Annotated in this window: 22 protein-coding genes; 9 read left to right on the top strand and 13 right to left on the bottom strand. The window is 67.3% G+C overall.

The features are described 5' to 3' along the window. Positions 1 to 10 precede the first annotated feature (10 nt). The 3 genes from IB223_RS02800 to IB223_RS02790 all read right to left on the bottom strand — a co-directional run bounded on the left by IB223_RS02800 (position 11) and on the right by IB223_RS02790 (position 4,596). Positions 11 to 2,842: a monovalent cation/H+ antiporter subunit A gene (locus IB223_RS02800; RefSeq protein ID WP_192200152.1), complete on the bottom strand. Its 2,832-nt coding sequence runs from the start codon at positions 2,840 to 2,842 to the stop codon at positions 11 to 13. Between the two features lie 91 nt (positions 2,843 to 2,933). Continuing rightward, the gene (locus tag IB223_RS02795) at positions 2,934 to 3,884 is read right to left on the bottom strand and encodes a calcium/sodium antiporter (RefSeq protein WP_192200151.1); all 951 of its coding nucleotides are present in this window, start codon (positions 3,882 to 3,884) and stop codon (positions 2,934 to 2,936) included. A gap of 91 nt (positions 3,885 to 3,975) precedes the next feature. Beyond that, positions 3,976 to 4,596, bottom strand: a complete 621-nt coding sequence (locus tag IB223_RS02790) for a lectin (RefSeq protein WP_225590778.1) — start codon at positions 4,594 to 4,596, stop codon at positions 3,976 to 3,978. 125 nt (positions 4,597 to 4,721) lie between these two features. On the opposite strand from IB223_RS02790, the gene IB223_RS02785 reads away from it, so the two are divergent. Further along, a complete protein-coding gene (locus tag IB223_RS02785) occupies positions 4,722 to 5,261 on the top strand; it encodes a hypothetical protein (protein ID WP_192200150.1) in 540 nt (179 codons plus the stop codon). Between the two features lie 15 nt (positions 5,262 to 5,276). On the opposite strand, the gene hmgA is transcribed toward IB223_RS02785, so the two are convergent. The 3 genes from hmgA to hppD all read right to left on the bottom strand — a co-directional run bounded on the left by hmgA (position 5,277) and on the right by hppD (position 8,146). Beyond that, positions 5,277 to 6,575 carry a homogentisate 1,2-dioxygenase gene (gene hmgA / locus IB223_RS02780; RefSeq protein ID WP_192200149.1) on the bottom strand — a complete coding sequence of 433 codons (1,299 nt, stop codon included), beginning with the start codon at positions 6,573 to 6,575 and terminating at the stop codon, positions 5,277 to 5,279. A gap of 11 nt (positions 6,576 to 6,586) precedes the next feature. After that, entirely contained in the window at positions 6,587 to 6,961 is a 375-nt protein-coding gene (locus IB223_RS02775) for a DUF559 domain-containing protein (RefSeq protein WP_192200148.1), read from the bottom strand. An 87-nt stretch (positions 6,962 to 7,048) separates the two neighbouring features. Next, a complete protein-coding gene (gene hppD, locus IB223_RS02770) occupies positions 7,049 to 8,146 on the bottom strand; it encodes a 4-hydroxyphenylpyruvate dioxygenase (RefSeq protein WP_192200147.1) in 1,098 nt (365 codons plus the stop codon). Positions 8,147 to 8,224: 78 nt separating this feature from the next. On the opposite strand from hppD, the gene IB223_RS02765 reads away from it, so the two are divergent. Then, entirely contained in the window at positions 8,225 to 8,698 is a 474-nt protein-coding gene (locus IB223_RS02765; RefSeq protein ID WP_192200146.1) for a MarR family transcriptional regulator, read from the top strand. Between the two features lie 84 nt (positions 8,699 to 8,782). Here IB223_RS02765 and IB223_RS02760 read toward each other — a convergent pair whose 3' ends face one another. Then, positions 8,783 to 10,288, bottom strand: coding sequence for an oligopeptide:H+ symporter (locus tag IB223_RS02760; RefSeq protein WP_192200145.1), 1,506 nt, complete (start codon positions 10,286 to 10,288; stop codon positions 8,783 to 8,785). A gap of 197 nt (positions 10,289 to 10,485) precedes the next feature. Continuing rightward, positions 10,486 to 11,346 (bottom strand): tryptophan 2,3-dioxygenase family protein, encoded by an 861-nt coding sequence (locus IB223_RS02755; RefSeq protein WP_192200144.1) that lies wholly within the window; start codon positions 11,344 to 11,346, stop codon positions 10,486 to 10,488. Between the two features lie 211 nt (positions 11,347 to 11,557). On the opposite strand from IB223_RS02755, the gene IB223_RS02750 reads away from it, so the two are divergent. The 7 genes from IB223_RS02750 to IB223_RS02720 all read left to right on the top strand — a co-directional run bounded on the left by IB223_RS02750 (position 11,558) and on the right by IB223_RS02720 (position 19,758). Next, the gene (locus IB223_RS02750) at positions 11,558 to 14,803 is read left to right on the top strand and encodes a lamin tail domain-containing protein (RefSeq protein ID WP_192200143.1); all 3,246 of its coding nucleotides are present in this window, start codon (positions 11,558 to 11,560) and stop codon (positions 14,801 to 14,803) included. A gap of 274 nt (positions 14,804 to 15,077) precedes the next feature. Continuing rightward, a complete protein-coding gene (gene pdhA / locus IB223_RS02745; RefSeq protein WP_192200142.1) occupies positions 15,078 to 16,163 on the top strand; it encodes a pyruvate dehydrogenase (acetyl-transferring) E1 component subunit alpha in 1,086 nt (361 codons plus the stop codon). Between the two features lie 8 nt (positions 16,164 to 16,171). Continuing rightward, entirely contained in the window at positions 16,172 to 17,215 is a 1,044-nt protein-coding gene (locus IB223_RS02740) for an alpha-ketoacid dehydrogenase subunit beta (RefSeq protein ID WP_225590777.1), read from the top strand. Then, positions 17,215 to 17,583: an SH3 domain-containing protein gene (locus tag IB223_RS02735; protein WP_192200141.1), complete on the top strand. Its 369-nt coding sequence runs from the start codon at positions 17,215 to 17,217 to the stop codon at positions 17,581 to 17,583. The genes IB223_RS02740 and IB223_RS02735 overlap by 1 nt, the downstream gene beginning before the upstream one ends. Continuing rightward, positions 17,580 to 18,956 (top strand): dihydrolipoamide acetyltransferase family protein, encoded by a 1,377-nt coding sequence (locus IB223_RS02730; protein ID WP_192200140.1) that lies wholly within the window; start codon positions 17,580 to 17,582, stop codon positions 18,954 to 18,956. The genes IB223_RS02735 and IB223_RS02730 overlap by 4 nt, the downstream gene beginning before the upstream one ends. A gap of 20 nt (positions 18,957 to 18,976) precedes the next feature. Next, the gene (locus IB223_RS02725) at positions 18,977 to 19,324 is read left to right on the top strand and encodes a VOC family protein (RefSeq protein WP_192200139.1); all 348 of its coding nucleotides are present in this window, start codon (positions 18,977 to 18,979) and stop codon (positions 19,322 to 19,324) included. A gap of 47 nt (positions 19,325 to 19,371) precedes the next feature. Continuing rightward, on the top strand, positions 19,372 to 19,758 hold the full coding sequence (locus IB223_RS02720) for a VOC family protein (RefSeq protein ID WP_192200138.1): 387 nt from the start codon (positions 19,372 to 19,374) through the stop codon (positions 19,756 to 19,758). 10 nt (positions 19,759 to 19,768) lie between these two features. Here IB223_RS02720 and IB223_RS02715 read toward each other — a convergent pair whose 3' ends face one another. The 5 genes from IB223_RS02715 to IB223_RS02695 form a co-directional block, all read right to left on the bottom strand. After that, a complete protein-coding gene (locus IB223_RS02715) occupies positions 19,769 to 20,203 on the bottom strand; it encodes a BLUF domain-containing protein (RefSeq protein ID WP_192200137.1) in 435 nt (144 codons plus the stop codon). A 75-nt stretch (positions 20,204 to 20,278) separates the two neighbouring features. Next, positions 20,279 to 21,925 (bottom strand): M28 family metallopeptidase, encoded by a 1,647-nt coding sequence (locus IB223_RS02710; protein WP_225590774.1) that lies wholly within the window; start codon positions 21,923 to 21,925, stop codon positions 20,279 to 20,281. A gap of 198 nt (positions 21,926 to 22,123) precedes the next feature. After that, positions 22,124 to 23,053 carry an MBL fold metallo-hydrolase gene (locus IB223_RS02705; RefSeq protein ID WP_192200136.1) on the bottom strand — a complete coding sequence of 310 codons (930 nt, stop codon included), beginning with the start codon at positions 23,051 to 23,053 and terminating at the stop codon, positions 22,124 to 22,126. 95 nt (positions 23,054 to 23,148) lie between these two features. After that, entirely contained in the window at positions 23,149 to 23,448 is a 300-nt protein-coding gene (locus IB223_RS02700) for a hypothetical protein (RefSeq protein WP_192200135.1), read from the bottom strand. Positions 23,449 to 23,451: 3 nt separating this feature from the next. Further along, complete coding sequence (locus IB223_RS02695; protein ID WP_192200134.1) at positions 23,452 to 24,744, bottom strand: tryptophan--tRNA ligase; 1,293 nt, start codon at positions 24,742 to 24,744, stop codon at positions 23,452 to 23,454. Positions 24,745 to 24,819 lie beyond the last annotated feature (75 nt).

Here is a 24,819-nt window from a genome sequence, read left to right as displayed (position 1 = left end):
GCACCTCCCATCAGCGCAGCTCCCCGGTGCGGGTGGAGCGCTCACCCGGTTCCATCACGCCCAGGTGCGAGACGCGTGTGCGCGATGGGCGGATGGTGCCCATCATCGACAGGATCAGCATGGCGCCACCGAACACCACCAGGTACACCCCGGTATCGAAGCCGATGGCACTGGCCAACGGCACCGTGCCGACCAACGGCAGTTCCAGGTCGAGGTGCCCGCTGGTCAGGAAGGGCACGCCGAAGCCCATCGAAGCCACGCCGCTGAGACCGGCGATGATCAGGCCCACGCCGATGCACCGCACGTAGTCGAAGCCGAAGCGCGATTCCACCGAAGCCGCACCCTGGATCACGTACTGCACCAGCAGCGGCACCGCCAGCACCAGGCCGGCGATGAAGCCGCCACCCGGCGCGTTGTGCCCGCGCAGGAACAGGAACACGGACACGGTCAGGGTCAGCGGGAACATGATCTGCGCCAGGTCGGCAGGCACCGGCAACTTGATCGGCGGACCCGACATCACCTTCTCCGGTGCCATCCGCGCGCGGCGCAGCAGGGCATGCACGATCAGCGCGGCGATACCGAACACGGTGATCTCGCCGAAGGTATCGAAGCCGCGGAAGTCCACCAGGATCACGTTCACCACGTTGCTGCCATAAGCCTCCGGCAGCGAGCGCGCCAGCAGTTCACCACTGATCGTGTCGCCGGGCCGTGTCATCACCTGGTAGGCCAGCAGGCCGGTACCCGTGCCCGCCACCAGAGCGACCACGATATCGCGCAGGCGGCGGCGCGGCGTGCGCTCCGGCGGCGAGCGCGGCGGCAGGTAGTGCAGGCCCAGCAACAGCAGGACCAGGCTGACCATTTCCACCATCAGCTGGGTCAACGCCAGATCTGGCGCGGACAGGAACACGAACGCCAGGCTGACCATCAAGCCCGCGCCGCCCAGCACGACGACCGCCAGCAGCCGTTGCCGGTAAAGCCGGATCGTCCACACCGCGCAGGCCACCAGCACCAGCCACAACAGCCAGCCCAGCAGCGGCATGGGCTGTGAACCGCGCCATTGCAGGGGCGCCGCGTCGCCACCCACGAACGGCGCCGCGCCCGCCGCAATGGCGGCCAGCAGCAGAAACAACAGGCTGCGCTGCAGGCTGCCGTTGGCGATCCGGTCGGTGAAGCGACCGGCCAGGCCGTACAGGGCTTCCATGTTCCAGCGGAACACGCTGCGCCCCAGTGACCGCCGCACGATGGCGTGCAGGTCGAACAGGCGGCGCAGTCCGAAGTACAGGGCGACGCCGCCCGCGATGCCGGCCAGGCTCATCAGCAACGGCTTGTTGATGCCATGCCAGACCGCCAGGCTGTACTCGGGCATCGCATCGCCGAGGATGGCGCCGGCACCGGCATGCAGCACGGGCGCGATGGTCCAGGCCGGGACCACGCCCACCGCCACGCACAGCACCACCAGCACTTCCACCGGAATCTTCATCCAGCGTGGCGGCTCGTGCGGAGTGACATCGAGCGCGCGCGGACCTTCCCCGAAGAACGTCTCATAGACGAAGCGCAGGCTGTAGGCCACACCGAACACGCCATACAGCAGCGCCGCCACGGTGATGAAGTCGCGCATCGCGCGATGGCCGCCGATATCCAGCGCTTCGGCGAAGAACATCTCCTTGGACAGGAATCCGTTGAGCAACGGGATGCCCGCCATGGCCAGCGAGGCGATGATCGCCAAGGCACTGGTCCACGGCAGGTAGCGCCGCAGGTTGCCCAGCCGGCGCATGTCGCGCGTGCCGGTTTCGTGATCGATGATGCCCGCCGCCATGAACAGCGAGGCCTTGAACGTGGCGTGGTTGAGGATGTGGAACACGCCGGCCACCACGGCCATCGGCGTGGAGATGCCGAACAGCAGCGTGATCAGGCCGAGGTGCGAAATCGTGGAGTACGCCAGCAGGCCTTTCAGATCGTGCTGGAAGATGGCGTACCACGCGCCGATCAGCAGCGTCAGCGCGCCGACGCTGGTCACCACGTAGAAGAACAGGTCGGTGCCCGCAAGCGCGGGATGCAGGCGCGCCAGCAGGAACACGCCGGCCTTCACCATCGTCGCCGAATGCAGGTAGGCCGACACCGGCGTGGGCGCCGCCATCGCGTGCGGCAGCCAGAAATGCAGGGGGAACTGCGCGCTCTTGGTGAAAACGCCCGCCAGGACCAGCGCCAGCGCCCACGGATACAGCGCGCTGCCGCGGATCAGGTCGCCCGAGGCCAGCACCACGTCCAGATCGTAGCTGCCGACGATGCGCCCGATCAGCAGCACGCCGCCGAGCAGCGCGAGTCCGCCGGCACCGGTGATCGCCAGCGCCATGCGCGCGCCTTCCCGCGCATCCTGGCGATGCGACCAGAACCCGATCAGCAGGAACGAACTGATGCTGGTCAGCTCCCAGAACACCACCAGCAGCAGCAGATTGCCTGCCAGCACCACGCCCAGCATCGAGCCCATGAACAGCAGCAGGCACGCGAAGAAGCGCGGCGCGCTGTCCTTCGCGCCGAAGTAGTAGTGCGCGTACATCACCACCAGCGCACCGATCGCCAGCACCAGGCCCGCGAACATCCACGCCAGCCCATCCAGCCGCAAGGTGAAGGACAGGCCGATCTGCGGGATCCATGCGTAGTCGGCACGCACGTTCCAACCCTGCAGCACGCTCGGCGTCATCCACGCCAGCACTACCAGGCCCAACAGCGGCGCCAGCCCGGCCAGCCATGCCGTCGCGCCGCGCGGAAGGTCGCGCGCCAGCGCCACCACCAGCGCCAGCAGGAACGGCAGCGCCAGCAGGATTTCGAGGAAAGGGATCATCAACCGCCTTGCGTTGCAGGGAATGCGTCATTCGCGAGCAATCGCCCGAGTTTAACAAACCCGTTCACGTCTGCCTGAGCCTGCGTTCAGATCAGGCGAGCAGCGCAACCTCCAGCACGACCCAGCCCACGAATGCGGCGAGCAGCAGCCCGCCCTCCACGCGGCTGATGCGCAGGTCCCCGCGCAACATCGGGTACAGCACCAGCACGAACGCGATGGCCGCCGGCAGTTCGAGCCGCACGAACGACGCCGGCAGCGCCATCGGACGGAACGCCGCCATGCCGCCGACGACGACCAGAAGATTGAACAGGCTGGAGCCGATGACGTGGCCGGCCACCATGTCACCCTGCCCGCGCCTGGCGGCCATCACGGCGGCGGCGATTTCCGGCAGCGCCGTGCCGATCGCCACGGGCAACAGACCCGTCAGCAACGGCGAAAGACCCCACTGCGCACCGATCATCGGTGCTCCCTGCAGCACGAAGCGGGCCCCGTAATACAGCAGCGCGGCGGCCACCGCGAAACGCAGCAGATTCATCCACAGCACGGTGTGCGTGACGGAGAACGTCTCTACATCGATACGCACTCGCGCATCCTCGCGCGATGCACGCGCCAGCAGGAACGCCAGTACGGCGACGAAGCCCAGCAGCAGCACCAAGCCCTCCACCCGGCTGACCACGCCATCCAGGCCGAACACGATCAGCGCCAGCGAGGCCAGCCCCAGCAGCACCAGCAGCGACGAGAGCACGCGCATCCGGATCACGACCGGCGCCACCAGTGCTGCCATGCCCAGCGTCAGGCCCAGGTTGACGATGTTGCTGCCCACCGCGTTGCCGAGCGCGAGTTCCTGCGCACCCACCCACACGGCACGCGCATTGACGGCCAGCTCCGGCAGCGACGTACCGAACGCTATCAGCAGCAGGCCGGCGACGAAGGGGGACGCGCCGAAGCGCTGCGCCAGGCCCGAAGCGCCCTTGACGATCGAGTCGCCGCCGAGCGCCAGCAACACCAGGCCCAGCGCGAAGTATCCCCAGGCTTCCATCATCGCCGTCCCCTTCCCGTGTGGTGTCCGGCGATTCTAAGCCTGCGCGCGACGGCAGGGCCAGCGACGGCCTGCCGCCGTTGGACGCGCTGACTCAGGAGCAGCCTTCCACGTAATCGACCTGCGGCGACAGGCCCACGCGCCAGGCGGTGACCTTGCCTGCGGCATCCGCCTCGAACACCAGCCGGGTCGGCGCCACGTCACCGGCGTCCATCGCCAGGTACTGGCCGCCCTGCGTGTACTTGTGCGGCGACGCCTTCAGCGCACCGCCGTACAGCTTCTGCAGCTCGTCGACGCCCATGCCGACCTTGCCACCACCAGGCGCAGTTTCCTTGTCGGTGCCAACGTCGTATCGCACGAATTTGCCTTCTTCCATCATGAAGGCGAAGTCGGCGGGCCGCGTGATCCACTTCGGCCACAAGTAGTGGCAGGTCGTGCCCTCCATCGGTGCGCCGTTGAGCTCGCCGCCCCACGCGGTGCGTGCTTCATCGACCGTGCTGCCGAGCTTCATGTCGCCGTAGCCGAGAAAGCTGGCCTGGCTGACGGGACCGGCGGGGGCTGCCGTGTCGTCCACGGCGGGAGCGGGTGCCGGCGCATCGGCCATCGGCGTGCTGGTCGCCGTCGTGGTCGGCTCCGCCTCCGCCGTCGGCGCCTCCTGGCGCTGGCACGCGGACAACAAGGTGACCACCATCACGATCGGCAACATCGACTTCATCGGCTCTCTCCAGTGCGCAAACCTGCAGACTAGCGTCATCGCGTTAAGTCGCCGCGAACACGCAGCTGTCATCGGCACTTCATCGCACGCGGCTAGCCTGCGCGCGGCTTCCCCCTCCGCTCGCCATGCGCCCGTCCAAGACCGACCTCGCCCGCCAGACGTTGCAGGCCCACACGGGTACGCTCGGCATGCGCGAGCGGCGTGCGCTGATCCTCTGCGATGGACAGCGCGACCTGGGCGAACTCGTGCGCCTGCTGGGCCAGGATGCGCCGCTGCTGGTACAGCGCCTCGTGCAGGCGGGCTACCTCACAGCCGGGGACATGCCAACGACGCCATTGCCCGCGGCCAGTACGAACCGCGTGCCAACCACCAACGCGCCGGCAGGGCCGCGACGATCGCTGGTCGCGGCCAAGGTCTACCTGTCCGGCATGCTGGAGCTGCAGCGCGACGACGATGCACGCCGTCATCGCGAACGCCTGCAGTCGCGCCTGGACGACGACGCCATGCTGGAGGCACTTGCCAGTGCACTGGGGTTCCTCGAGGGCCGGGTGGCCACCACGCTGTCCCAGCGCATCCGCGAACGACTGGTCGAAGCACTGCCCAGCGAAGACCTGCCCCGCCTGCAGGCGCTGCTCACTGCCCAGGACGAAGCCGCGCTGTCCTGAGCGCGCGGTCCCTCCCTACGGGACGAAATGCCTGCGCAGGCCGGCCCAGCACGCCTGGTAGTCGCGCTGTCGATGGGGCGCCTCGATCGCCTGCCGCGTCGGCCGGATCACGGCACGCGTCTCGAACATGAAGGCCATCGTGCCGGTGATGACATCCGGCTTCGACAGGTCCGCGTTCGACGCTTTCTCGAACGTGGCCGCATCCGGCCCGTGGCCCGTCATGCAGTTGTGCAGCGACGCACCCCCCGGCGCGAAGCCTTCGGCCTTGGCGTCGTAGACGCCATGGATCAACCCCATGAACTCGCTGGCAATGTTGCGGTGGAACCACGGCGGACGGAACGTGTCCTGCGCCACCAGCCAGCGCGGCGGGAAGATCACGAAATCCATGTTGCCCACGCCCGGCGTGTCGCTGGGCGAGGTCAGCACCAGGAAGATGGACGGATCGGGATGGTCGAAACTGATCGAGCCGATGGTGTTGAAGCGGCGCAGGTCGTAGCGGTACGGCGCGTAGTTGCCATGCCAGCCCACCACGTCGAGCGGCGAGTGGCCGATGCCGGCGCGCCACAGGTGGCCCTGGAATTTGGCGATCAGTTCGAACTCGCCCTCGACATCTTCGTACGCCGCCACCGGCGTCTCGAAATCGCGCGGATTGGCCAGCCCGTTGGAGCCGATCGGGCCCAGGTCGGGCAAGCGCAGGGCCGCACCGAAGTTCTCGCAGACATAGCCGCGCGCTTCGCCATCGGGCAATTCAACGAGAAAGCGCACGCCGCGCGGGATCACCGCGATCTGCTGCGGTTCGACCTCGATCACGCCGAACTCGGTGGCGATGCGCAGGCTGCCCTGCTGCGGGACGATCAGCAACTCCCCGTCCGCATCGTAGAAATAGCGGCCCTGCATCGACCGGTTGGCCGCATACAGGTGGATGCCCACGCCATGCATGGCCTCCGGCGACCCATTGCCGGCCATCGTGTACAGGCCATCGACGAAATCCGTGGGCGTCTCCGGCATCGGCAGCGGCGACCAGCGCATCTGGTCGGGCGACACCGGGCCGGCACTGAAGTCGCTGTGCAAACGGTGCTGCGCATACGGTGCGAACGGACCGTGCATCGCCGCCGGGCGGATGCGATACAGCCAGCTGCGCCGGTTCTCCGCGCGCGGCGCGGTGAACGCCGTACCGCTCAACTGTTCCGCATACAGACCGTGCGCCACCTGCTGCGGCGAGTTGCGGCCTTCCGGCAGCGTGCCGGGCATCGCCTCGGTGGCGAAGTGGTTGCCGAAGCCGGTCATGTAGTCGCAGTCAGTGCACGTCTTCATTTTCGATGCCTTCAAAGCCCCTCTCCCGACGGGAGAGGGGTTGGGGTGAGGGGCGATGGTGAGACGGTACGGCAGATCGCCTCGACCACCGCGTCAATCTGCATCAGTACGTCGTTGTCCCAGAAACGCAGGACCGTGAAACCCTTCGACTCCAGAAACCTAGTCCGCGCGCGGTCGGATTCCTCCGAGTGCTGCGATCCATCAACTTCAACCACCAGATCGGCCGACAAGCAGCAGAAGTCGACCGTGTAGGGCGGGATGGGATGCTGTCGGCGGAATTTCAGCCCGTCGATGTTGCCTCCACGCAGGACAGACCACAGTTTGCGCTCCGCATCCGTCGAACCGCCACGCAGTTCCTGCGCACGCTCGAGGGATCGGGTCGCCATGGGAGGTCTGCGGTGGTTCGTCATCCTCGTCCTCCTGCCCCTCACCCCAACCCCTCTCCCGCAGGGAGAGGGGCTTCAGGCACGAGCCTACAGCACCCCGCGCTTCATCTGGTCGCGCTCGATGCTCTCGAACAGCGCCTGGAAGTTGCCTTCGCCGAAACCCTCGTTGCCCTTGCGCTGGATGATCTCGAAGAAGATCGGGCCCAGCGCGTTCTGGGTGAAGATCTGCAGCAGCTTGCGCTGCTTGGTCTCCACGTCGGCGTCGATCAGGATGCCGTTCTTCGCCAACCGCGCGACGTCCTCGCCATGGTCCGGGATGCGCTGGTCGATCACCTCGAAGTAAGTCTCGGGCGTATCCAGGAACGCAACGCCGGCTTCGCGCATCTTTTCCACGGTCGTGTAGATATCGTCGGTGAAGCAGGCGATGTGCTGGATGCCCTCGCCCTTGTAGGCGTCAAGGTACTCGTTGATCTGCGACTTCGGGTCGCTGGACTCGTTCAACGGGATGCGCACCATGCCGTCCGGCGCTGTCATCGCCTTCGACAGCAGGCCGGTCTTCGCGCCCTTGATGTCGAAGTAGCGGATCTCGCGGAAGTTGAACAAACGCTCGTAGTAGTCCGCCCACTTGGCCATGTTGCCGTGGTACAGGTTGTGGGTCAGGTGATCGATGAAGGTCAGGCCGAAACCCTCGGGCAGCAGGTCCACCCCGGGCAGGTATTCGTAGTCCGGATCGTGGATGGTGCCCTTGTCGTCGTAGCGGTCGACGATGTAAAGCATGCAGTCGCCGATGCCCTTGATGACCGGCGCGGCGACCGCCTTGGTGAGTTCGTCGGCCGCATCGAACGATTCGGCCCCGTTCTTCAGCGCCTGCACGCGCGCCCACTCGGCCAGCTTCCTGACCCGGATCGCGAAGCCGCAGGCGCTGGGCCCGTGCTCGGCGGCGAAGCGCGCGGCGAAGGAATCCGGGTCTTCGTTGATCAGGAAGGTGCAGTCGCCCTGGCGATACGTGCTGATGGCGCGGGTCTTGTGGCGCGCGACCTGGACGAAGCCGAGCTTGCGGAAGTAGTCGTGCAGGTGGTGGGCCTGGCCCTGCGGTGCGGCGAACTCGACGAACTCGAAGCCATCGATGCCCATCGGGTTGTCGAACGTCGTGGGCTGGATGCCCAGATTGGGTTGTGCGTTCATGGGGCGCCTCGCTAGGCTTGCCGGGTCAGACCCCATTTTATAGTTTCAGCTGAAACCAACCACAAGTAGCAGCGCAACATGAGCCAGCCAGCCAGCCCCGTCGTCCACGCCGATTTCGACCTCGACCGCCTGTTTTCCTACCGGTTGAGCGTGCTGTCCAACCGGATCAGCAGCGCGATTTCCCGGGAATACCACCGTCGCTTCGGCCTGGCGATCACCGAATGGCGGGTGATGGCGGTGCTGGGGCGCTTCCCCGGCCTGTCAGCGGGTGAGGTAGCCACGCGCACCGCGATGGACAAGGTCGCGGTCAGCCGGGCGGTGGCCCGCCTGCTGGAACGGGCCCTGATCCAGCGCGAGATCCACGGCGACGACCGCCGCCGCTCGGTGCTGGCGCTGACCGACGAGGGTTTCCGGGTCTACGACGAAGTCGCACCGATGGTCATCGAGTACCACCAGCGCATGCTGGAGCCGTTGAGCGACGAGGAGCGCGCGATGCTGGACCAGTTGATCGACAAGCTGGCCGGGGAAGGCGTCCGACGCATCGAAGGCTGAGGCCTTTCCTTGCTGGAAGAAAAAACGGCGGCCAATGGCCGCCGTTTTTCGTTGGCGCCCGGCGAGCGCCGGGGTGCCGGGGAGTTACTTCACGCCGTGCATCAGCTTCTGGATCAGCGGCGCGATCAGGAACAGCAGCACGCCGGCACCCATCAGGATCCAGAACCCCATCGTATATCCGGCATGGGCCGACTCGACGGTCATGCCGGTCTCGCCACTGACATGGCTGGCGAAGATGCCCGACAGGTTGTTGCCGATTGCAGTGGACAGGAACCAGCCGCCCATGCCGAAACCGACCAGTCGTACCGGCGCCAGCTTGGTCACCATCGACAGGCCGATCGGCGACAGGCAGAGCTCGCCGACGGACTGGATCACATACACCATGAACAGCGTCCAGAACGGGATCTTCAGCGTCTGCGGGTCCACCAGACTGGACAGCGCGACCATCAGCAGCAGGAAGGCCAGGCCATTGAAGATCAGGCCCAAGCCGAACTTGCGGGGGATCGACGGGTTCTTGCTGCCCATCTTCACCCACAACCAGGCCAGGACAGGCGCCAAGGTAATGATCGCCAGCGAATTGACCGACTGGAACCAGCCCACCGGGAACACCCAGCCGCCGAAGTCGCGATTGACGATGTTCTGCGCGAGGAAGTTGAACGAACTGCCCGCCTGCTCGAAGAAGCACCAGAACAGCACGTTGAACACGAAGATGATCAGCATCGCGATGGCCATGTCGCGTCGCACGGCGCCATCCTTGAAACCTTCCTTCAGGATCAGCGCGCACAGACCGATGAACAGCGCGGTCAGGATCCACTGCAGTGCGCCTGCCCCGATCGACAGCAGGAAGTAGATCACCGGAATGGCGATGATGGCGCAGATCGCCGTGACCAGTACGCGGCCAGTGCCCTCCGCACCTTCATGGGGCCGTCCGATGCCTTGCAGCTGCGCGCGGCCGAACCAGAACCACACCAGGCTGATCAACATGCCGATGCCCGAGACCAGGAACACCACCTTGTAAGCCGGCATTTCAGGCGTGCCGCCCATGACCCGTTCGGCCAGCAGTCCGGTCAGCCACGGCGCGATCATCGCGCCCAGGTTGATGCCCATGTAGAACAGTGTGAAACCCGAATCGCGGCGCCCGTCGCCGGTCGTATACAGCTTGCCGACCATGGTCGAAATGTTCGGTTTGAACAGGCCGTTGCCGGCGATCACCGTGGCCAGGCCCAGCCGGAACAACTGCTCATTGGGCAGCATGATCAGGAACAGGCCGGCGGCCATGATGACGGCACCCAGCAGGATCGAACGCTGGTAACCGATCACCCGGTCCGCCACATAGCCACCGAACAGCGCCGCCGCGTAAACCAGCGCCAGGTACGCACCGTAGAGCCGACTGGCCGGCGCCTCACCCGCGCTGTCGCCAGCGTAGAACTGCGCGACGATGTACAGGGCCAGCGCCCAGCGCATGCCGTAGAACGCGAAACGTTCCCAGAACTCGGTCATGAACAGCATCCACAAGGGGCGCGGATGCCCCAGCAGTTGCTTGAATTCCGGTATCCGTTCCGGCGTTGAAGTGTCGACGGCTCCGCTCATGCGGGCTCCCCCTAGAAAAAAGTGGTTCAGGATTTCGGTTTCCCGTGCAACAGACACGGGACGGGCGAGGATTACCGACGTGGCCGGGCGCCGTCAAATCGCTGAAACACAGCCCTTGCAACGGCCGTTTAGCCTGTTCAGCCTTTCAATTCGCTGATTTCCAAGGGATTTCGGAGGAAATCGCGCCGATCCCGGCCTCAGCGGCCGGGGCCGATCGAGGTCCGCACGTCGAACAGTTCCGGGAAGAACGTCAGCTCCAGCGCCTGCCGCAGAAAGCCCACGCCGCTGGAGCCGCCCGTGCCGCGCTTGAAGCCGATGATGCGCATCACCGTACGCATGTGGCGGAAGCGCCATAGCTGGAACTGGCTTTCCAGGTCCACCAGGTCCTCGCACAGCGAGTACTCGCGCCAGTAGCGGTCGGTGTCCTCGTAGATCGCTTCGAACACCGGCAGCAGCGCGGCGTCGGCGGCATGCGACTGGCGCCAGTCGCGTTGCAGGTGCTGCGCGGGGATCGCATGGCCCCAGCGCGCGAGGTACATCAGGAATTCGTCGTACAGGCTGGGCGCGTCCAGCACGGCCTCAAGCCCGGCGTGACCCTCAGGATCATGCGCGAATACCTTCAGCATCGCCGCATTCTTGTTGCCCAGCAGGAATTCGATGGTGCGGTACTGCAGCGACTGGAAGCCCGACGACGGGCCCAGCAAGTCGCGGAAGCCCATGTACTCGGACGGCGTCAGCGTCTCCAGCACCGACCATTGCTCGGTCAGCTGCCGCAGTACCTGTTTGGCGCGCGCCATCACCTTGCGGGCCTGCCAGACCTGGTCGCGCTGGAGGAAACCGATCGCCGCGCGCAGCTCGTGGATCATCAACTTCATCCACAGCTCGGAGACCTGGTGCTGCACGATGAAGAGCATTTCGTCGTGGTGCGGCGGGTCCGACACCGGGTGCTGCGCGGACAACAGGCGGTCCAGCTGCAGGTAACCGCCGTAGCTCATGCGGCCCGACAGGTCGGTGTGGATGCCCGCTTCCAGCGGGCGCTCGTTCTTTTCTACGGCCATCCGTCGATCAACCGGGGCGCCACCCGGGCGGCGGCAGGGGCGCCAGCGTAACCGATGACGGCAGGCAGCCCGGGCAAGGTGATGGAAAACCGGCACTTATGTCATGCCCATGCAATGCGCGTACCACAGGCTTCGGCTACATTGCGTCGGCCGGGGGCCGATCCGCCTCCGACGGGGGCGGCGTCCAATCCACTGAGGGAGATTCCGTAACATGGAAATGCCACGGGGCCGCCTTGCGGCCGTGTTCGCGTCTTTCGCCTTGCTGTTCGCCGCGTCGTCGGTGCAGGCACAGGTGGTCATCAGCCAGGTCTACGGCGGCGGCGGCAACAGCGGCGCCACGCTGAAGAACGACTTCATCGAGCTGCGCAACAACGGCCCCACCGCGGTCGACCTGACCGGCTGGAGCGTGCAGTACACCTCCTCCGCCGGCACCACCTGGAGCGGTCGCACCAACCTGACGGGCACGATCCCGGCCGGCGGCTTCTACCTGGTCCAGCAGGCGCAGGGCGCCGGCGGCACAGTGGACCTGCCCACGCCCGACGCGACCGGCACCATCGCGATGAGCGGCACCGCCGGCAAGGTGGCGCTGAGCCGCAGCATCACGGCGCTGACAGGCGCCTGCCCGACCGCTGATGCGAACGTGGCCGACTTCGTCGGCTTCGGCAGCGCCGCCAACTGTTTCGAAGGCAGCGCGCCGACCGCCACGCTCAGCAACACCACCGCTGCGCTGCGTGGCGGCGACGGCAGCATCGACACCAACAACAACGGCGCCGACTTCGCGGTCGGTGCGCCGAATCCGCGCAACAGCGGCGCCGCGCCGCCGGACCCGCCCGATCCGCCGGTCGCGCTGACCATCGCGCAGATCCAGGGCAACGGCCTGCTGTCCCCGCACAACGGCAAGCGCGTGGTGACCGAAGGCATCGTCACCGCGGTCAAGTTCAACAACGGCTTCTTCCTGCAGGCCGCCAACGACGATGGCGACCCGGCCACCTCGGATGCCGTGTTCGTCTTCACCAGCAGCGCGCCGCCCGCCACCGCCGCGGTCGGCACCCGCGTGCGCGTGACTGGTACGGTGGAGGAATTCACGCCGTCGTCCAACCCGCATCAATTGGCGATCACCGAGATCGTCACCCCGACGGTCGAAGTGCTGGAAACCGGCGTCGCGCTACCCGCGGCGATCGAACTGACCGCCGCCGAACTGGGCCCCGACGCCCTTCCCGGCACGCTGGAGCGGTTCGAAGGCATGCGCGTCAGCGTGGCGCAGGCGGTGGTGATCGCCCCGTCCGGCGGCAGCCTGGACGAGAACGACGCGCTGTCCTTCAGCGACGGCGTGTTCCACGTCGCCCTGCCCGGCGTGGCGCGTCCGTTCCGTGAACCCGGCATCGCCGTGATGGATGCCATCACCCTGCCCGCCGGCAAGAACCCGCCGCGCTTCGACACCAACCAGGAACGCCTGATGGTGCGCAGCCGCGGCCAGGTCGGCGCGCTGCCGCTCTCGGCCGACACCGGTGCGGACGTCACCGGCCTGCTGGGCGTGCTCGACTACTTCGCCGGCACCTGGGCGCTGCTGCCCGACGTGGCTACGCCGCCGACGGTCACGGGCGGCATGTCGCCGGAAGCCGTCAACGACGCGAGCTACGATGAAGTCACCGTCGGCAGCTTCAACCTGCTGCGCCTGTTCGACGAGGTCAACGACAGCAACGGCGCGGTGACACTGACGCCGGAAGCGCTGGACAAGCGACTGGCCAAAGCCGCGCTGGCGATCTGCGACTACCTGAAGACCCCGGACATCCTGGGCACGGTGGAGGTGGAAAACCTGCGCGTGCTGCAGTTGCTGTCCGAGCGTATCGACGCGACCTGCGCGGCGCGCCCGGGTTACGTGCCCTACCTGCAGCCGGGCAACGACGTGGGCGGCATCAACGTCGGCTTCCTGGTCAGTTCGCGCCTGACCGCTGGCGGCATCGCCCGCGTCGAGGTGCTCGACGTGGCGCAGTTCGGCAAGGAGACCACGATCGCCAACCCGAACGGCACCACCAGCCTGCTCAACGACCGCCCGCCGCTGCGCCTGCGCGCCCGCGTGCACCAGGACGGCGCGTCGAGCTACCCGCTGACGGTCGTCGTCAACCATCTGCGCTCGCTCAACGACATCAACGACACCCTGCCCGGCAGCAGCGGCTGGGCCACCGGCGGTGAACGCGTGCGGGTGAAGCGCGGCGCGCAGGCGGTCTACCTGGCCCAGCTGGTGCAGGAGATGCAGCAGGCGAACCCGGACGAGAAGATCGTGCTGGTCGGCGATTTCAACGCGTTCGAGTTCAACGACGGCTACGTCGACGTGATGGGCATCATCAAGGGCGAGGCGGCGGCGGAAGACCAGGTGCTGACGTACATGCCCAGCCCGCTGGCCACGCCGCTGGTGGACGGTTCGCAGCTGATCGCCGATCCCGCGCAGCGCTACTCGTACTCGTTCGAGGGCAATGCGCAGACGCTTGACCACGTGCTGGTCAACGAGTCGCTGGTGATGGACGCTGCGCTGCGCGTGGACCACGCGCGCATCAACGCGGACTTCGGCGTGGACAACTTCGGTGATGCGACACTGGCGGTGCGCTCCTCCGACCACGATCCGGTCCGTCTGAGCATCCGCGTGCCGTCCTTCGCCCGCGCCGACCTGTCGGCCACGGTGTCGGCCGACCGTGCCACCGCCAACGTGGGCGAGACCGTGCGTTACACCGCGACGGTACGCAACGCCGGCCCGGGTGCCGCATCGCCGGCAGCGTTCGCCTTCGTGTTCTCGGCCGAACTGTCGCCTTCGCTGGCCACGCTGCCCGCCGGTTGGAGCTGCGGCGCGGCGGAAGTGACCGCCGGCACCACCCGCGTGGCCTGCACCACGCCGTCGCTGGCCGTGGGCGGTGACGCGACGTTCGCGATCGACGCCATCGTCCCGGCCAGCGCCGCAGGCACCACGCTGGGCCTGGGCGTGTCGGCCAACTCGACCGTCCTCGACCCCGCCAACGGCGACAACACCGCCGCCGTCTCGGTGGCCGTGGCCGCGCTGCCGCAGACCCGCGCCGACCTGTCGGTGCAGCTGCTCGGTGCCGCCCTGCCGTTGCGTCGCGGCACCATCGCCACGCTGCTGGTGCCGGTGCGCAATGCCGGTCCCGATGTGGCCGAGCAGGTGACGGTACGGCTGACCAGCAACGTCGATGCCCGCTACGCCGCGGTCGCCGCACCGAGTGGTTGGAACTGCACGCGAGTGCAGGACACCACCGACGGCGCTGCCGCGGACTGCACCCGTCGTGGCGCCATGCCGCGCGGTGTGCAGACGCTGGCCTTCGCCCTGGTGGTCCCGGGCAAGCCGAAGCGCGGCACCGAACTGGAGTTCGAAGCCACCGTCAGCAGCACGACGACGGACCCGAACCCCGCCAACAACCACGACCGGCTGGTCCAGCGCATCCGCTGAACTTTCCGGCCATCGTGGGGTCGACAGGGGCGCGGGCAACCGCGCCCCTTGTCGTTTGCGCAGCACGCGACGCGCATCACGTCCGACCCACGCCGACCGCAGGCGGACTGACACCGAACGACAGTCGGGCAAGCCCCTGTTTCCGCACCGGTTTATTCGAAGAGGCGCGCGCCATTCACCCCCGTCTTGCTGCATTGCACGACAGCCGCCCGGCACACAGCTCCTAAAATTACATTTGAAACCAATTCCGCCGGCCGACGAGAACACCGTCCAGATGACCATCGCCGCAAGCTTCGAAATCGAATACCTCCAGTACCTGGGTCCCGACGGGACCCTGGTACGCAACGACCTGCCCGAGGCCGGCCGCGACATCGCCCGCCTGCGCGAGTTGTTCAAGCAGATGCTGTTCGTGCGTACCTTCGACACCAAGGCCATCGCCCTGCAGCGCACCGGCAAGCTGGGTACCTATGCCAGCTGCCTGGGCCACGAGGCCACCCACGTCGGCATCGGCGCGTCGATGCGCACCGGCGACGTCTATGCACCCAGCTACCGCGAGTACGGCGCCATGTTCATGCGCGGGGTGAAGCCGCGCGACGTGCTGATGTACTGGGGCGGCGACGAGCGCGGCAGCGACTACGACCGCGACAGCGACGCACGCAACGACTTCCCCTTCTGCGTGCCGATCTCCACGCAGTGCCTGCACGCAGCCGGCGCGGCGCTGTCGTTCAAGCTGCGCAAGCAGCCGCATATCGCGGTGAGCACGTGCGGTGATGGTGGTTCGTCGAAAACCGACTTCTACGCCGCACTGAACTCCGCGGGTGCCTACGAACTGCCGCTGGTACTGGGCGTGATCAACAACGGCTGGGCGATCTCGGTGCCGCGCAGCGCGCAGACCGGCGCGCAGACGCTGGCGCAGAAGGGCCTGGCCGGCGGCCTGCACTGCCTGCAGGTGGACGGCAATGACCTGATCGCCGTGCTGGAAGGCATGCGCCGCGCCAGCGAGCGCGCCCGCAAGGGCCAGGGCGGCACGGTGATCGAATTCGTCACCTACCGCCTGTCCGACCACACCACCGCCGACGACGCGCGCCGCTACCGCGACGACGCCGAAGTGAAGGCCGGCTGGGAGCGCGAGCCGATCACCCGCCTGCGCACGTGGCTGACCGCGCAGGGCGTCTGGAGCGAAGCGGACGAGGCCGCGTGGAAGGAGGAATGCGGCGTGCGCGTGGACGAAGAGGTCAACGCCTATCTCAACACGCCGGTGCAGCCGGTCGAGGCGATGTTCGACTACCTGTATGCCGATCCGCCGCCGGAACTGCTGCAGCAACGTGCCGCCGCGATTGCCGCGGAGAACCGCCCGTGAGCACCGTGATGAAACCTGAAAACAAGACTGTGGGAGCGACGTCAGTCGCGAAACCGGATGCCGTGGCGACCCCGACGGCGATCACGCTGATCGAAGCGATCACCCAGGCGCTGGCCTGGGAGATCGCGCACGACGAATCCGTGCTGGTGCTGGGCGAGGACGTGGGCGTGAACGGCGGCGTGTTCCGCGCCACCGCCGGCCTGCAGCAGAAGTTCGGCCCCGAGCGCGTGCTCGATACGCCGCTAGACGAAACCACCATCGCCGGCCTGACCGTCGGCCTGGCGGCGCAGGGCATGAAGCCCGTGGCCGAAGCGCAGTTCGACGGCTTCGTCTACCCGATGGTCGACCACATCATCTGCCACGCCGCCCGCCTGCGTACCCGCACGCGCGGCCGCCTGCACTGTCCGATGGTGCTGCGCGTGCCGTGGGGCGGCGGCATCCGTGCGCCGGAGCACCACAGCGAAGCCAACGAGGCCATCTTCACCAACGTGCCCGGCCTGCGCGTGGTGATGCCGTCCTCGCCGCAGCGCGCCTACGGCCTGCTGCTGGCCGCAATCCGCGATCCGGATCCGGTCATCTACATGGAACCCAAGCGCATCTACCGCCAGTACAAGGAAGTGGTCGCCGACGACGGCGAGGCGCTGCCGCTGGACGTGTGCTTCGTGCTGCGCGACGGCACCGACGTGACCTTGGTGACCTGGGGCGCGCAGGTGAAGGAAGCGCTGGAAGCGGCCGACAAACTGGCCGGCGAAGGCATCAGCGCCGAGGTCATCGACGTGGCGACGCTGCGTCCGCTCGACTTCGACACCATCGCCGAATCGGTTGCCAAGACCGGCCGCTGCGTGATCGTGCACGAAGCGCCGCGCACCGCCGGCTTCGGCGCGGAGATCGGCGCGCGCCTGGCCGAGCAGTCGATGTACGACCTGCTGGCCCCGGTCGAGCGCGTCACCGGCTACGACACCCACATCCCGCTGTTCCGCCTGGAAATGAAGTACCTGCCCAGCGTCGAGAAGATCGTCGCGGCGGCGAAGCGGGCGATGGCGAACGGCTGATGCACGCCCGCGCCGTCCGCGACTACCGCACGCAGTACGCGAACCCGATCCGGTTCGCGCGCGGCGACGTGGTCGCGCTCGGCGCACGCGACACCGAGTGGCCGGCCTTCGCCTGGACCACCACCGCCGACGGCAATGCCGGCTGGGCGCCAGTGGACTGGCTGCAGCCGCGCGACGACGGTCACGCCGTCGCATTGCACGACTATTCCGCGCAGGAACTCGACGTGCGGGCCGGCGACACCGTCGCCCTGCTGCACGAGCTGGGCGACTGGTGGTGGTGCACGCACACGGACGGCCGCAGCGGCTGGGTGCCGGCGCGCGATCTGCAATCGATCAACGAAACGACTTCCAACGAGATATCCGCATGAGCGAGAGCAAGACCTTCCACCTTCCCGACCTGGGCGAAGGCCTTCCGGACGCCACCATCGTCGAATGGTTCGTCAAGGAAGGCGACGTGATCCGGCTGGACGAACCGCTGGTGTCGATGGAGACCGCGAAAGCCGTGGTCGAGGTGCCTTCGCCCGTGTCCGGCAAGGTGATGAAGCTGGCCGGCGCGGCGGGCGATGTCGTCATCACGGGCAGCATGCTCGCCGTGTTCGAACCCGATGCCAGCCTGCCGCAGCGCGCGGAGGGCCAGGACACCGGCCATCACCATGGCCCGCCGACGTCCGCTGTCGTGGGAGCGACATCAGTCGCGAACGCTGCCACCGCCACATCGCCCGTCGCGACTGACGTCGCTCCCACGGAGACCGACGCCGGCACCGTGGTGGGTGCCATGCAATCGTCCAACACGATCCATACCGAACAGGCGATCGCCGTCGGCGGCGTCAAGGCCATGCCCGCCGTGCGCGCGATGGCGAAGAAGCTCGGCGTGGACCTGGCGCGCGTGCGCGCCACAGGTGGCGACGGCGCGGTGACGATGCAGGACGTGAAGCAGGCGGCCGCCGATAGCACCGCCGCTGTAGGAGGGGCTTCAGCCCCGACGCTTTCCCACCGTGCGGTCAGGGCTGAAGCCCCTCCTACAGCGGCGCCTACCGTGCAGCGCACCATGCTGTCCGCCAGCGGCAAGCCGATGCGCACGCAGCCGCCGGGCGTGTCCGTCAGCGGCCAGCCCGAACAGCTGAAGGGCGTGCGCCGCAACATGGCACGCGTGATGGCCGATGCCCATGCCAAAGTCGTGCCGACCACGCTGAGCGACGACGCCGACGTGCACGCCTGGACGCCCGGCAACGACATGACCGGCCGCCTCGTCCGCGCCATCGTGCGCGCCTGCAAAGCAGTGCCGGCGATGAATGCGTGGTTCGACGGCGAGAAACTCACCCGCACGCTGCATCCACACGTCGACATCGGCATTGCCGTGGACACCGATGACGGCCTGTTCGTGCCAGCGCTGCGCAACGCCGACCTGCTGGAAGCCGGCGGCGTGCGCGAGAGCATCAACCGCCTGCGCGCGCAGGTGGAAGACCGCAGCATCCCGCCGTCGGAACTGACTGGCTACACGATCTCGCTGAGCAACTTCGGCATGTTCGCCGGCCGCTACGCCACGCCCGTGGTGGTGCCGCCGTGCGTGGCCATCGTCGCCGCCGGCCGTGCCCGCCACCAGGTCACGCCGGTGATGGGCGGCTTCGAATCGCACAAGGTCATCCCCTTGTCGGTGACGTTCGACCACCGCGCCTGCACCGGCGGTGAGGCGGCACGCTTCCTCAAGGCATTGATCGACGACCTGGCCTTGCCGGCGTGACCTTCCGTCGGCTCACGCCGATGCTGCGCACGCCGGACCTGCCCGGCACGCTCGCGTTCTACCGCGACGTGCTGGGCTTCGGACTCGCGTCCGGCGCGCTGGAGCAGGGCTGGCTGGCATTGCGCCGCGACGGTGCCGAGCTGATGCTGTCCGGCATGAACGACCACGAGGGCGATACGGTCCCGGGATTCACCGGCTCGCTGTACCTGGAAGTCGCCGACGTCGACGCGCTGTGGGACGCCGTGCGCGACCATGCCCGCATCTGCCACACGCCCGAGACGTTCGCCTACGGCATGCGCGAATTCGCCGTCTACGACAACAACGGCTACCTGCTGCAGTTCGGTACCCCGGTCGCGGACGACACCTGACCGCGAACGGTGGCAGGATGTCGCGCACATCCACCCGGAAATCCGCCATGGCACACCGCAGCCGTCTCGCCGGTTTCATCATCGACAGCCAGGTCGACGACCTGCCCGCCGCATCCGCATTCTGGAGCTCGGCACTGGGACTCGAAGTCACCCATCCCGATGATGGCGACCTGGGCATCTACGACAAGTTCGAACCCGGTCCCGGTGGCCTGCACATCGAAGTGCAGAAGGTGAAGCACGAAGCCCGCGTGCACCTGGACATCGAGACCGACGACATCGACGCCGAAGTCGCGCGACTGGAAGCGCTTGGCGCCAAGCGCGTGCAGCACGTGCGCAACCGTTGGTGGGTGATGGAAGCGCCCACCGGCCACCGCTTCTGCGTGGTGCCGATGGACGAAGGCAGCACGCGCAGCGCGCCGAACCGCTGGCCCTGAGGGCAGCAGCTCAACGCATCGCGACAGCGTGGTCGTTCCAGAAGGACAACAGGTGTTTCAGACCGGGAGACGATGCAGTCTCGTCCTCCAGCCACGGCAGGTCGCGCTGCCATTGCGCCTGGCTGAGCTGCTGGACCAGGCTCTGCGGTGCTTCCGCGAATCCCATGTGCCAGCGCTGCAGGCGACGCGCATCAAGGCTGCCCTGCTCGAGGATCTCCAGTTCGCGATGCTGCCGCGCGCGGGCGATCCGTGCGTAGACATGCTCGACATCGGCGCGGGCGCCTTCCAGGTACTGCACGAAGCGTTGCCCGCCGTAGATCAGGGTGCCGGTGACGTTGGCCAACTGGTTGTTGACGCGCGCATCGAGCAGCAGGGCATCGAGGTCGGCGGTCTCCAGCGGGCGCGTGGCCTGGCTCTGGTAGACCAGCGCATGCAGTGAGGCCATCGGATACTCGGGGCGGCGCGGAAAGGACACGGAGCATACCGCGCCACCCGCCCCGCCCGACGTGCGCAGGCGCCGCTATTTGCGTTCAGTCTCCGAACGTTCGCGCGTGGCCTTGAACTCGGAACCCTCCCGCCAGTGGGGCCACGCGTCGCCGTCGGCGATCCCGCGCCCCATCGCGTACAGCAGTTCGACATCCTGCGCCTGCCCCACTGCATTCCAGTTCGACGTCCATGCATCGCAGGGCTGGTGGTAGCACTTCGCGAAATACGCATCGCGCAGCGCCTTGCCACGGGAAACACCACCATCCACGCGATCCAGTCCGGCGCCGATCGTGATCGCCGGCACGCCCGCGCGGGCGAACGCGAAGTGGTCAGCGCGGTAGAAGAAGCCCGCTTCGAGGTTCGGGTCCGGCGAGTAGGTACGCCCGTGCGATTCGGCCACGCGTTTCAGATAGTCTTCCAGCGAAACGCGCCCGTTGCCCCAGGAGGCGATGTCGCGATTCGGACCGTCCGGGCTGAGCATTTCGATGTTGAGCACAGCGGCGGTCTTCTCCAGCGGCGCCACCGGGTTGGCCGCATAGAACATCGCGCCTTGCAGGCCCTTTTCCTCCGCCGTCAACGCCATGAACAGCAGACTGCGCTGCGGACGTGGGCCGGCGGCGAACACGCGCGCCAGTTCGATCACGGCCGCCACCCCCGTGGCATTGTCGACGGCACCATGCCGGATCGCATCACCGTCGGCGTCGGGCTCACCGATGCCGTAGGCGTCCCAGTGCGCCGAATAGACCACGGTTTCGTCGGGGCGCTCGGCGCCCTCCAGCCGGCCGATGACGTTGCGCGTGGTCACCTGATCACGCGCCACCTTGAACTCGGCCGACAGCGTGGCCCCGCCCAGCGGCACCGGCATGAAGCCGGCCGTCTGCGCGCGCCGCTTCTCCACGGAGAAATCCAGGCCCGCACGCTGGAACAGCGACACCGCCAGGTCGCGCTGCATCCAGCCGCGGAACAGCGTGTGGTACCGCGCCGCATCCGCACGCGGAATGTCGAACACCGGCGAGAGGCCCGAAGCACGGACCGTGCTCCAGCCGTAGGCCGCCGGCGCGGTCTCATGGACGATCAGTACGCCCACGGCGCCCTGCCGCGCGAGCTCTTCGTACTTGTAGGTCCAGCGTCCGTAGTAGGTGACCGCCTTTCCGTCGAACGCGCCGGGCTGCGCCGTCTCGTAGTCCGGATCGTTGATCAGCACCACCGCGATCTTCCCGCGCAGGTCCGCGCCCTTGTAGTCATCCCAGTTCCGCTCGGGCGCGCTCACGCCGTAGCCGACGAACACCAGGGGCGCATCGACGACATGCACGCGTTCAACGGGACTCAGGCTCTGCACGACGACATCGTCGCCATTGACGAGGGCCTGCGTGACGCCACCGATCTTCAACCCCGCGTCCACCGCCCCGTCCACCCGTGCGCGTACCAGCGGCACGTCCTGGGTCCAGCCACCATGCTCACCTCCCGGCTGCACACCCGCCTTCCGGAGCTCATCGACGATGTAGGCAATCGTCTTCGTTTCGCCCTGCGTCGCAGGTGCACGACCTTCGAACTCGTCCGATGCGAGGACGCGGACATGGCGCGAGAGGTTGTCGGCGCTGATGCCGCCGCCGGGAACATCGGCGGCGAGCGCAGGCATCGTGCCAAGCGACAACAGCAGCACGGGGAGGAAGTGCTTCATGGGAACCGCCGGAAATGGACACATCGGCAGTCTAGTCCATCCATGTTTGCCGTAGGAGCGACGTCAGTCGCGACCGCATGCCATGCGGACCCGCGCATCCCCGGAGCATGTGCGACACGCCCGTCCATCGTCGGAGATCACGTGGACTTCAGGCTTGCGGTCTCGACTGACGTCGCTCCTACAGGAAACGGCGGCTCGTCATGGGCGTCCACGATCCAGCCAGACGCCCAGGCCCTGCGCATTCAACTCGATATCCATCGCAAGGACGCGTTCGACCTCCTCGTCGGCCAGCGGCACCCGCAATGCGTGCGCGCGCTCCAGATACCGCGCTGAAAGACCGGCCACGAGGCAACGATGACGGTCGGCGCGCCCATCGCAGGCGTTGGCGATGGCGACCATCGCGTCGACCTGCTCGTACAGCGCCTGCGCCAGGCGCGGCACATCATCGATGCGGCCGTAATGGGTCAGGTACATCGCATCCGGTGCATAGGCCACCATCCGCGCGATGCTCGCCTTCAACGCCGCGGGTTCGAACTGGACCGGTGTGGTCGTCGGCAGGATGAAGGCGCCGTGCGGGCCGTCCAGTTCGCGATACGACAGTCCGAACGTATCGCCGGTGAACCAACTGCGGCTGCGCGCGTCCCAGATGCAATGATGGTGGCGTGCATGGCCAGGCGTGTCGATGGACTGCAATGGGCGTCCCGACAGCGTCACCGTCTCGCCATCCTCCACCACGCGTACCCGCGCTTCGGGCACCGGCACGAGGGTGCCGTAGCTGCGCTGCATTTCTTCCTCTCCATAGACCGCCGTCGCACCCGCGATCAGCTTCGCCGGATCGATCAGATGCGGCGCTGCGCGGGGATGCGCGACAAGCGTGGCGTTCGGCAGTTGTTGCATCAGCAACCCCGCGCCGCCGGCGTGATCCAGGTGCACGTGGGTGACGATGAGGAAGTCCACTTCGTCGGGTTCCAGTCCGGCGGATTGCAGCGCGTACAGCAGGCGCGGCACGGAATGGTTGGTGCCGCAGTCGATGAAGGCCCCCCGGCCGGCCTCCACGATCAGGTAGGCGGCGTCGAAGTGGTCGCGCTGGAACGCGGTGTCGATGGTGTGGATGCCGTGGAGGCTCATCCGCGGACCTGTGTGGGAACGGATGACCGGATTCTAGTCCCCGCCGCGTGAGCGCACGACCCGCCTTTGGTGGAACAACCCGCTCCTGCGGGCGATCACCCGCGCGACAACCACCAGCCACGCACGGGCACCGCCACGGTCAGCACGAACAGGAAAGCGCCGTAGGCCACCAGGGTAGCCAGTACCTGTTTCCAGATCGCCCCCGTACCCACGTCGGCCGCGCCCAGCGCATAGCCCCACTGCATGCCGATGAAACTCAGCACGAAGGCGACGGCCAGCACCGCCAGATCGAAGCCCTTGCGACGCGCATTGCGTGGCTGGCGCGGGAACAGCCAGAACAGCGAACCCAGCAGCAGGAACCACGGAAGGAACAGGATCACCGCCAGATACGGCATGTCTCAGGCCTCCGCTTCGCGCAGTGCGGCCAGTGCGGCCAGCACGTCCGCCGCCGGCACCTGCAGCACGATTTCCGGCGTCTCCATCGCGTCCGCCTGCTCGGCCCGCTTCAGCACGCCGATCAGCTTGCCGGCATCCTTCGGCGAATCGAACCCGTTGCTCTGCACCAGCACGTTGCCTTCGGCATCGACCAGCTTGAAGTAGAAGCGGCTGTCGGTGTCACGGTACTGCTTGAATACCGGCAATGCGGCCTTCGCGGCGGCCCTGGTTTCCGCCACCGGCTGCTGCGACAGATCACGCAGGCCCACGGCATGGCGAAGCTCCGCCAGCAGCGGCGTGGCATAGCGTTCGCGCAGGCGCCGCGCGCCGTCGCGCAGGATCGCCTCGATATCGGCCGGACGCGCCATCAGCGCTTCGTACTTCTCGCGCAACGGGGCGATCTCGGCATCGATGCGCTCGAACAGTTGCTGCTTCGCATCGCCCCAGCCGATGCCATCGGCGAATTGCTGCGCGAAGGCCCGCGTCTCTTCCGCGCTGGCGAAGGCCTGGTACAGCTGGAAAAGCGCCGAGCCTTCGGTGTCCTTCGGCTCACCGGGGCCGCGCGAGTCGGTCAGGATGGAGAACACCAGCTTCTTCAGTTCATCGCGCGGCGCGAACAGCGGGATGGTGTTGTTGTAGCTCTTGCTCATCTTGCGGCCATCGAGCCCGGGCAGCGTGGCCACGTTGTCGTCGATCAACGCCTCCGGCAGGGTGAAGTACTCCCTGCCGTACACGTGGTTGAAGCGCTGGCCGAAATCGCGCGCCATCTCGATATGCTGGATCTGGTCGCGACCCACCGGCACCTGATGCGCGTTGAAAATCAGGATGTCGGCCGCCATCAGCACCGGATACATGAAGAGGCCCGCGCTGATGCCCGCATCCGGGTCTTCGCCGTCGGCATTGTTCTTGTCCACCGCGGCCTTGTAGGCGTGCGCGCGGTTGAGGATGCCCTTGCCCGCCACGCAGGTCAGGAACCAGGTCAGCTCGGTGATCTCCGGCACGTCGCTCTGGCGGTAGAACCACACCTTGTCCGGCTCCAGACCACAGGCCAGCCATGTCGCCGCGATCTCCAGCGTGGAGCGCTGGGTGCGGGCGGGATCCTGCGCCTTGATCAGGCTGTGCAGGTCGGCCAGGAAATAGAAACTCTCCGTATCTCCGGCACGGCTGGCGGCCACGGCAGGGCGCACGGCACCGACGTAGTTGCCCAGATGCGGGGTGCCGGAGGTGGTGATGCCGGTAAGGACGCGGGTGGTCATGTGCGAGGCGGGGGAATGCGGGAAAGCGGCCAGTTTACCGGCTGGGACCGGGTACTGCGGCCGGCCGGCCTGCGA

This window comes from Pseudoxanthomonas sp. PXM03, assembly GCF_014852005.1.
GTDB lineage: Bacteria > Pseudomonadota > Gammaproteobacteria > Xanthomonadales > Xanthomonadaceae > Pseudoxanthomonas_A.
The sequence above is the reverse complement of the archived record's forward strand: the minus strand, read 5'-3'. Positions and strand labels throughout refer to the sequence as shown.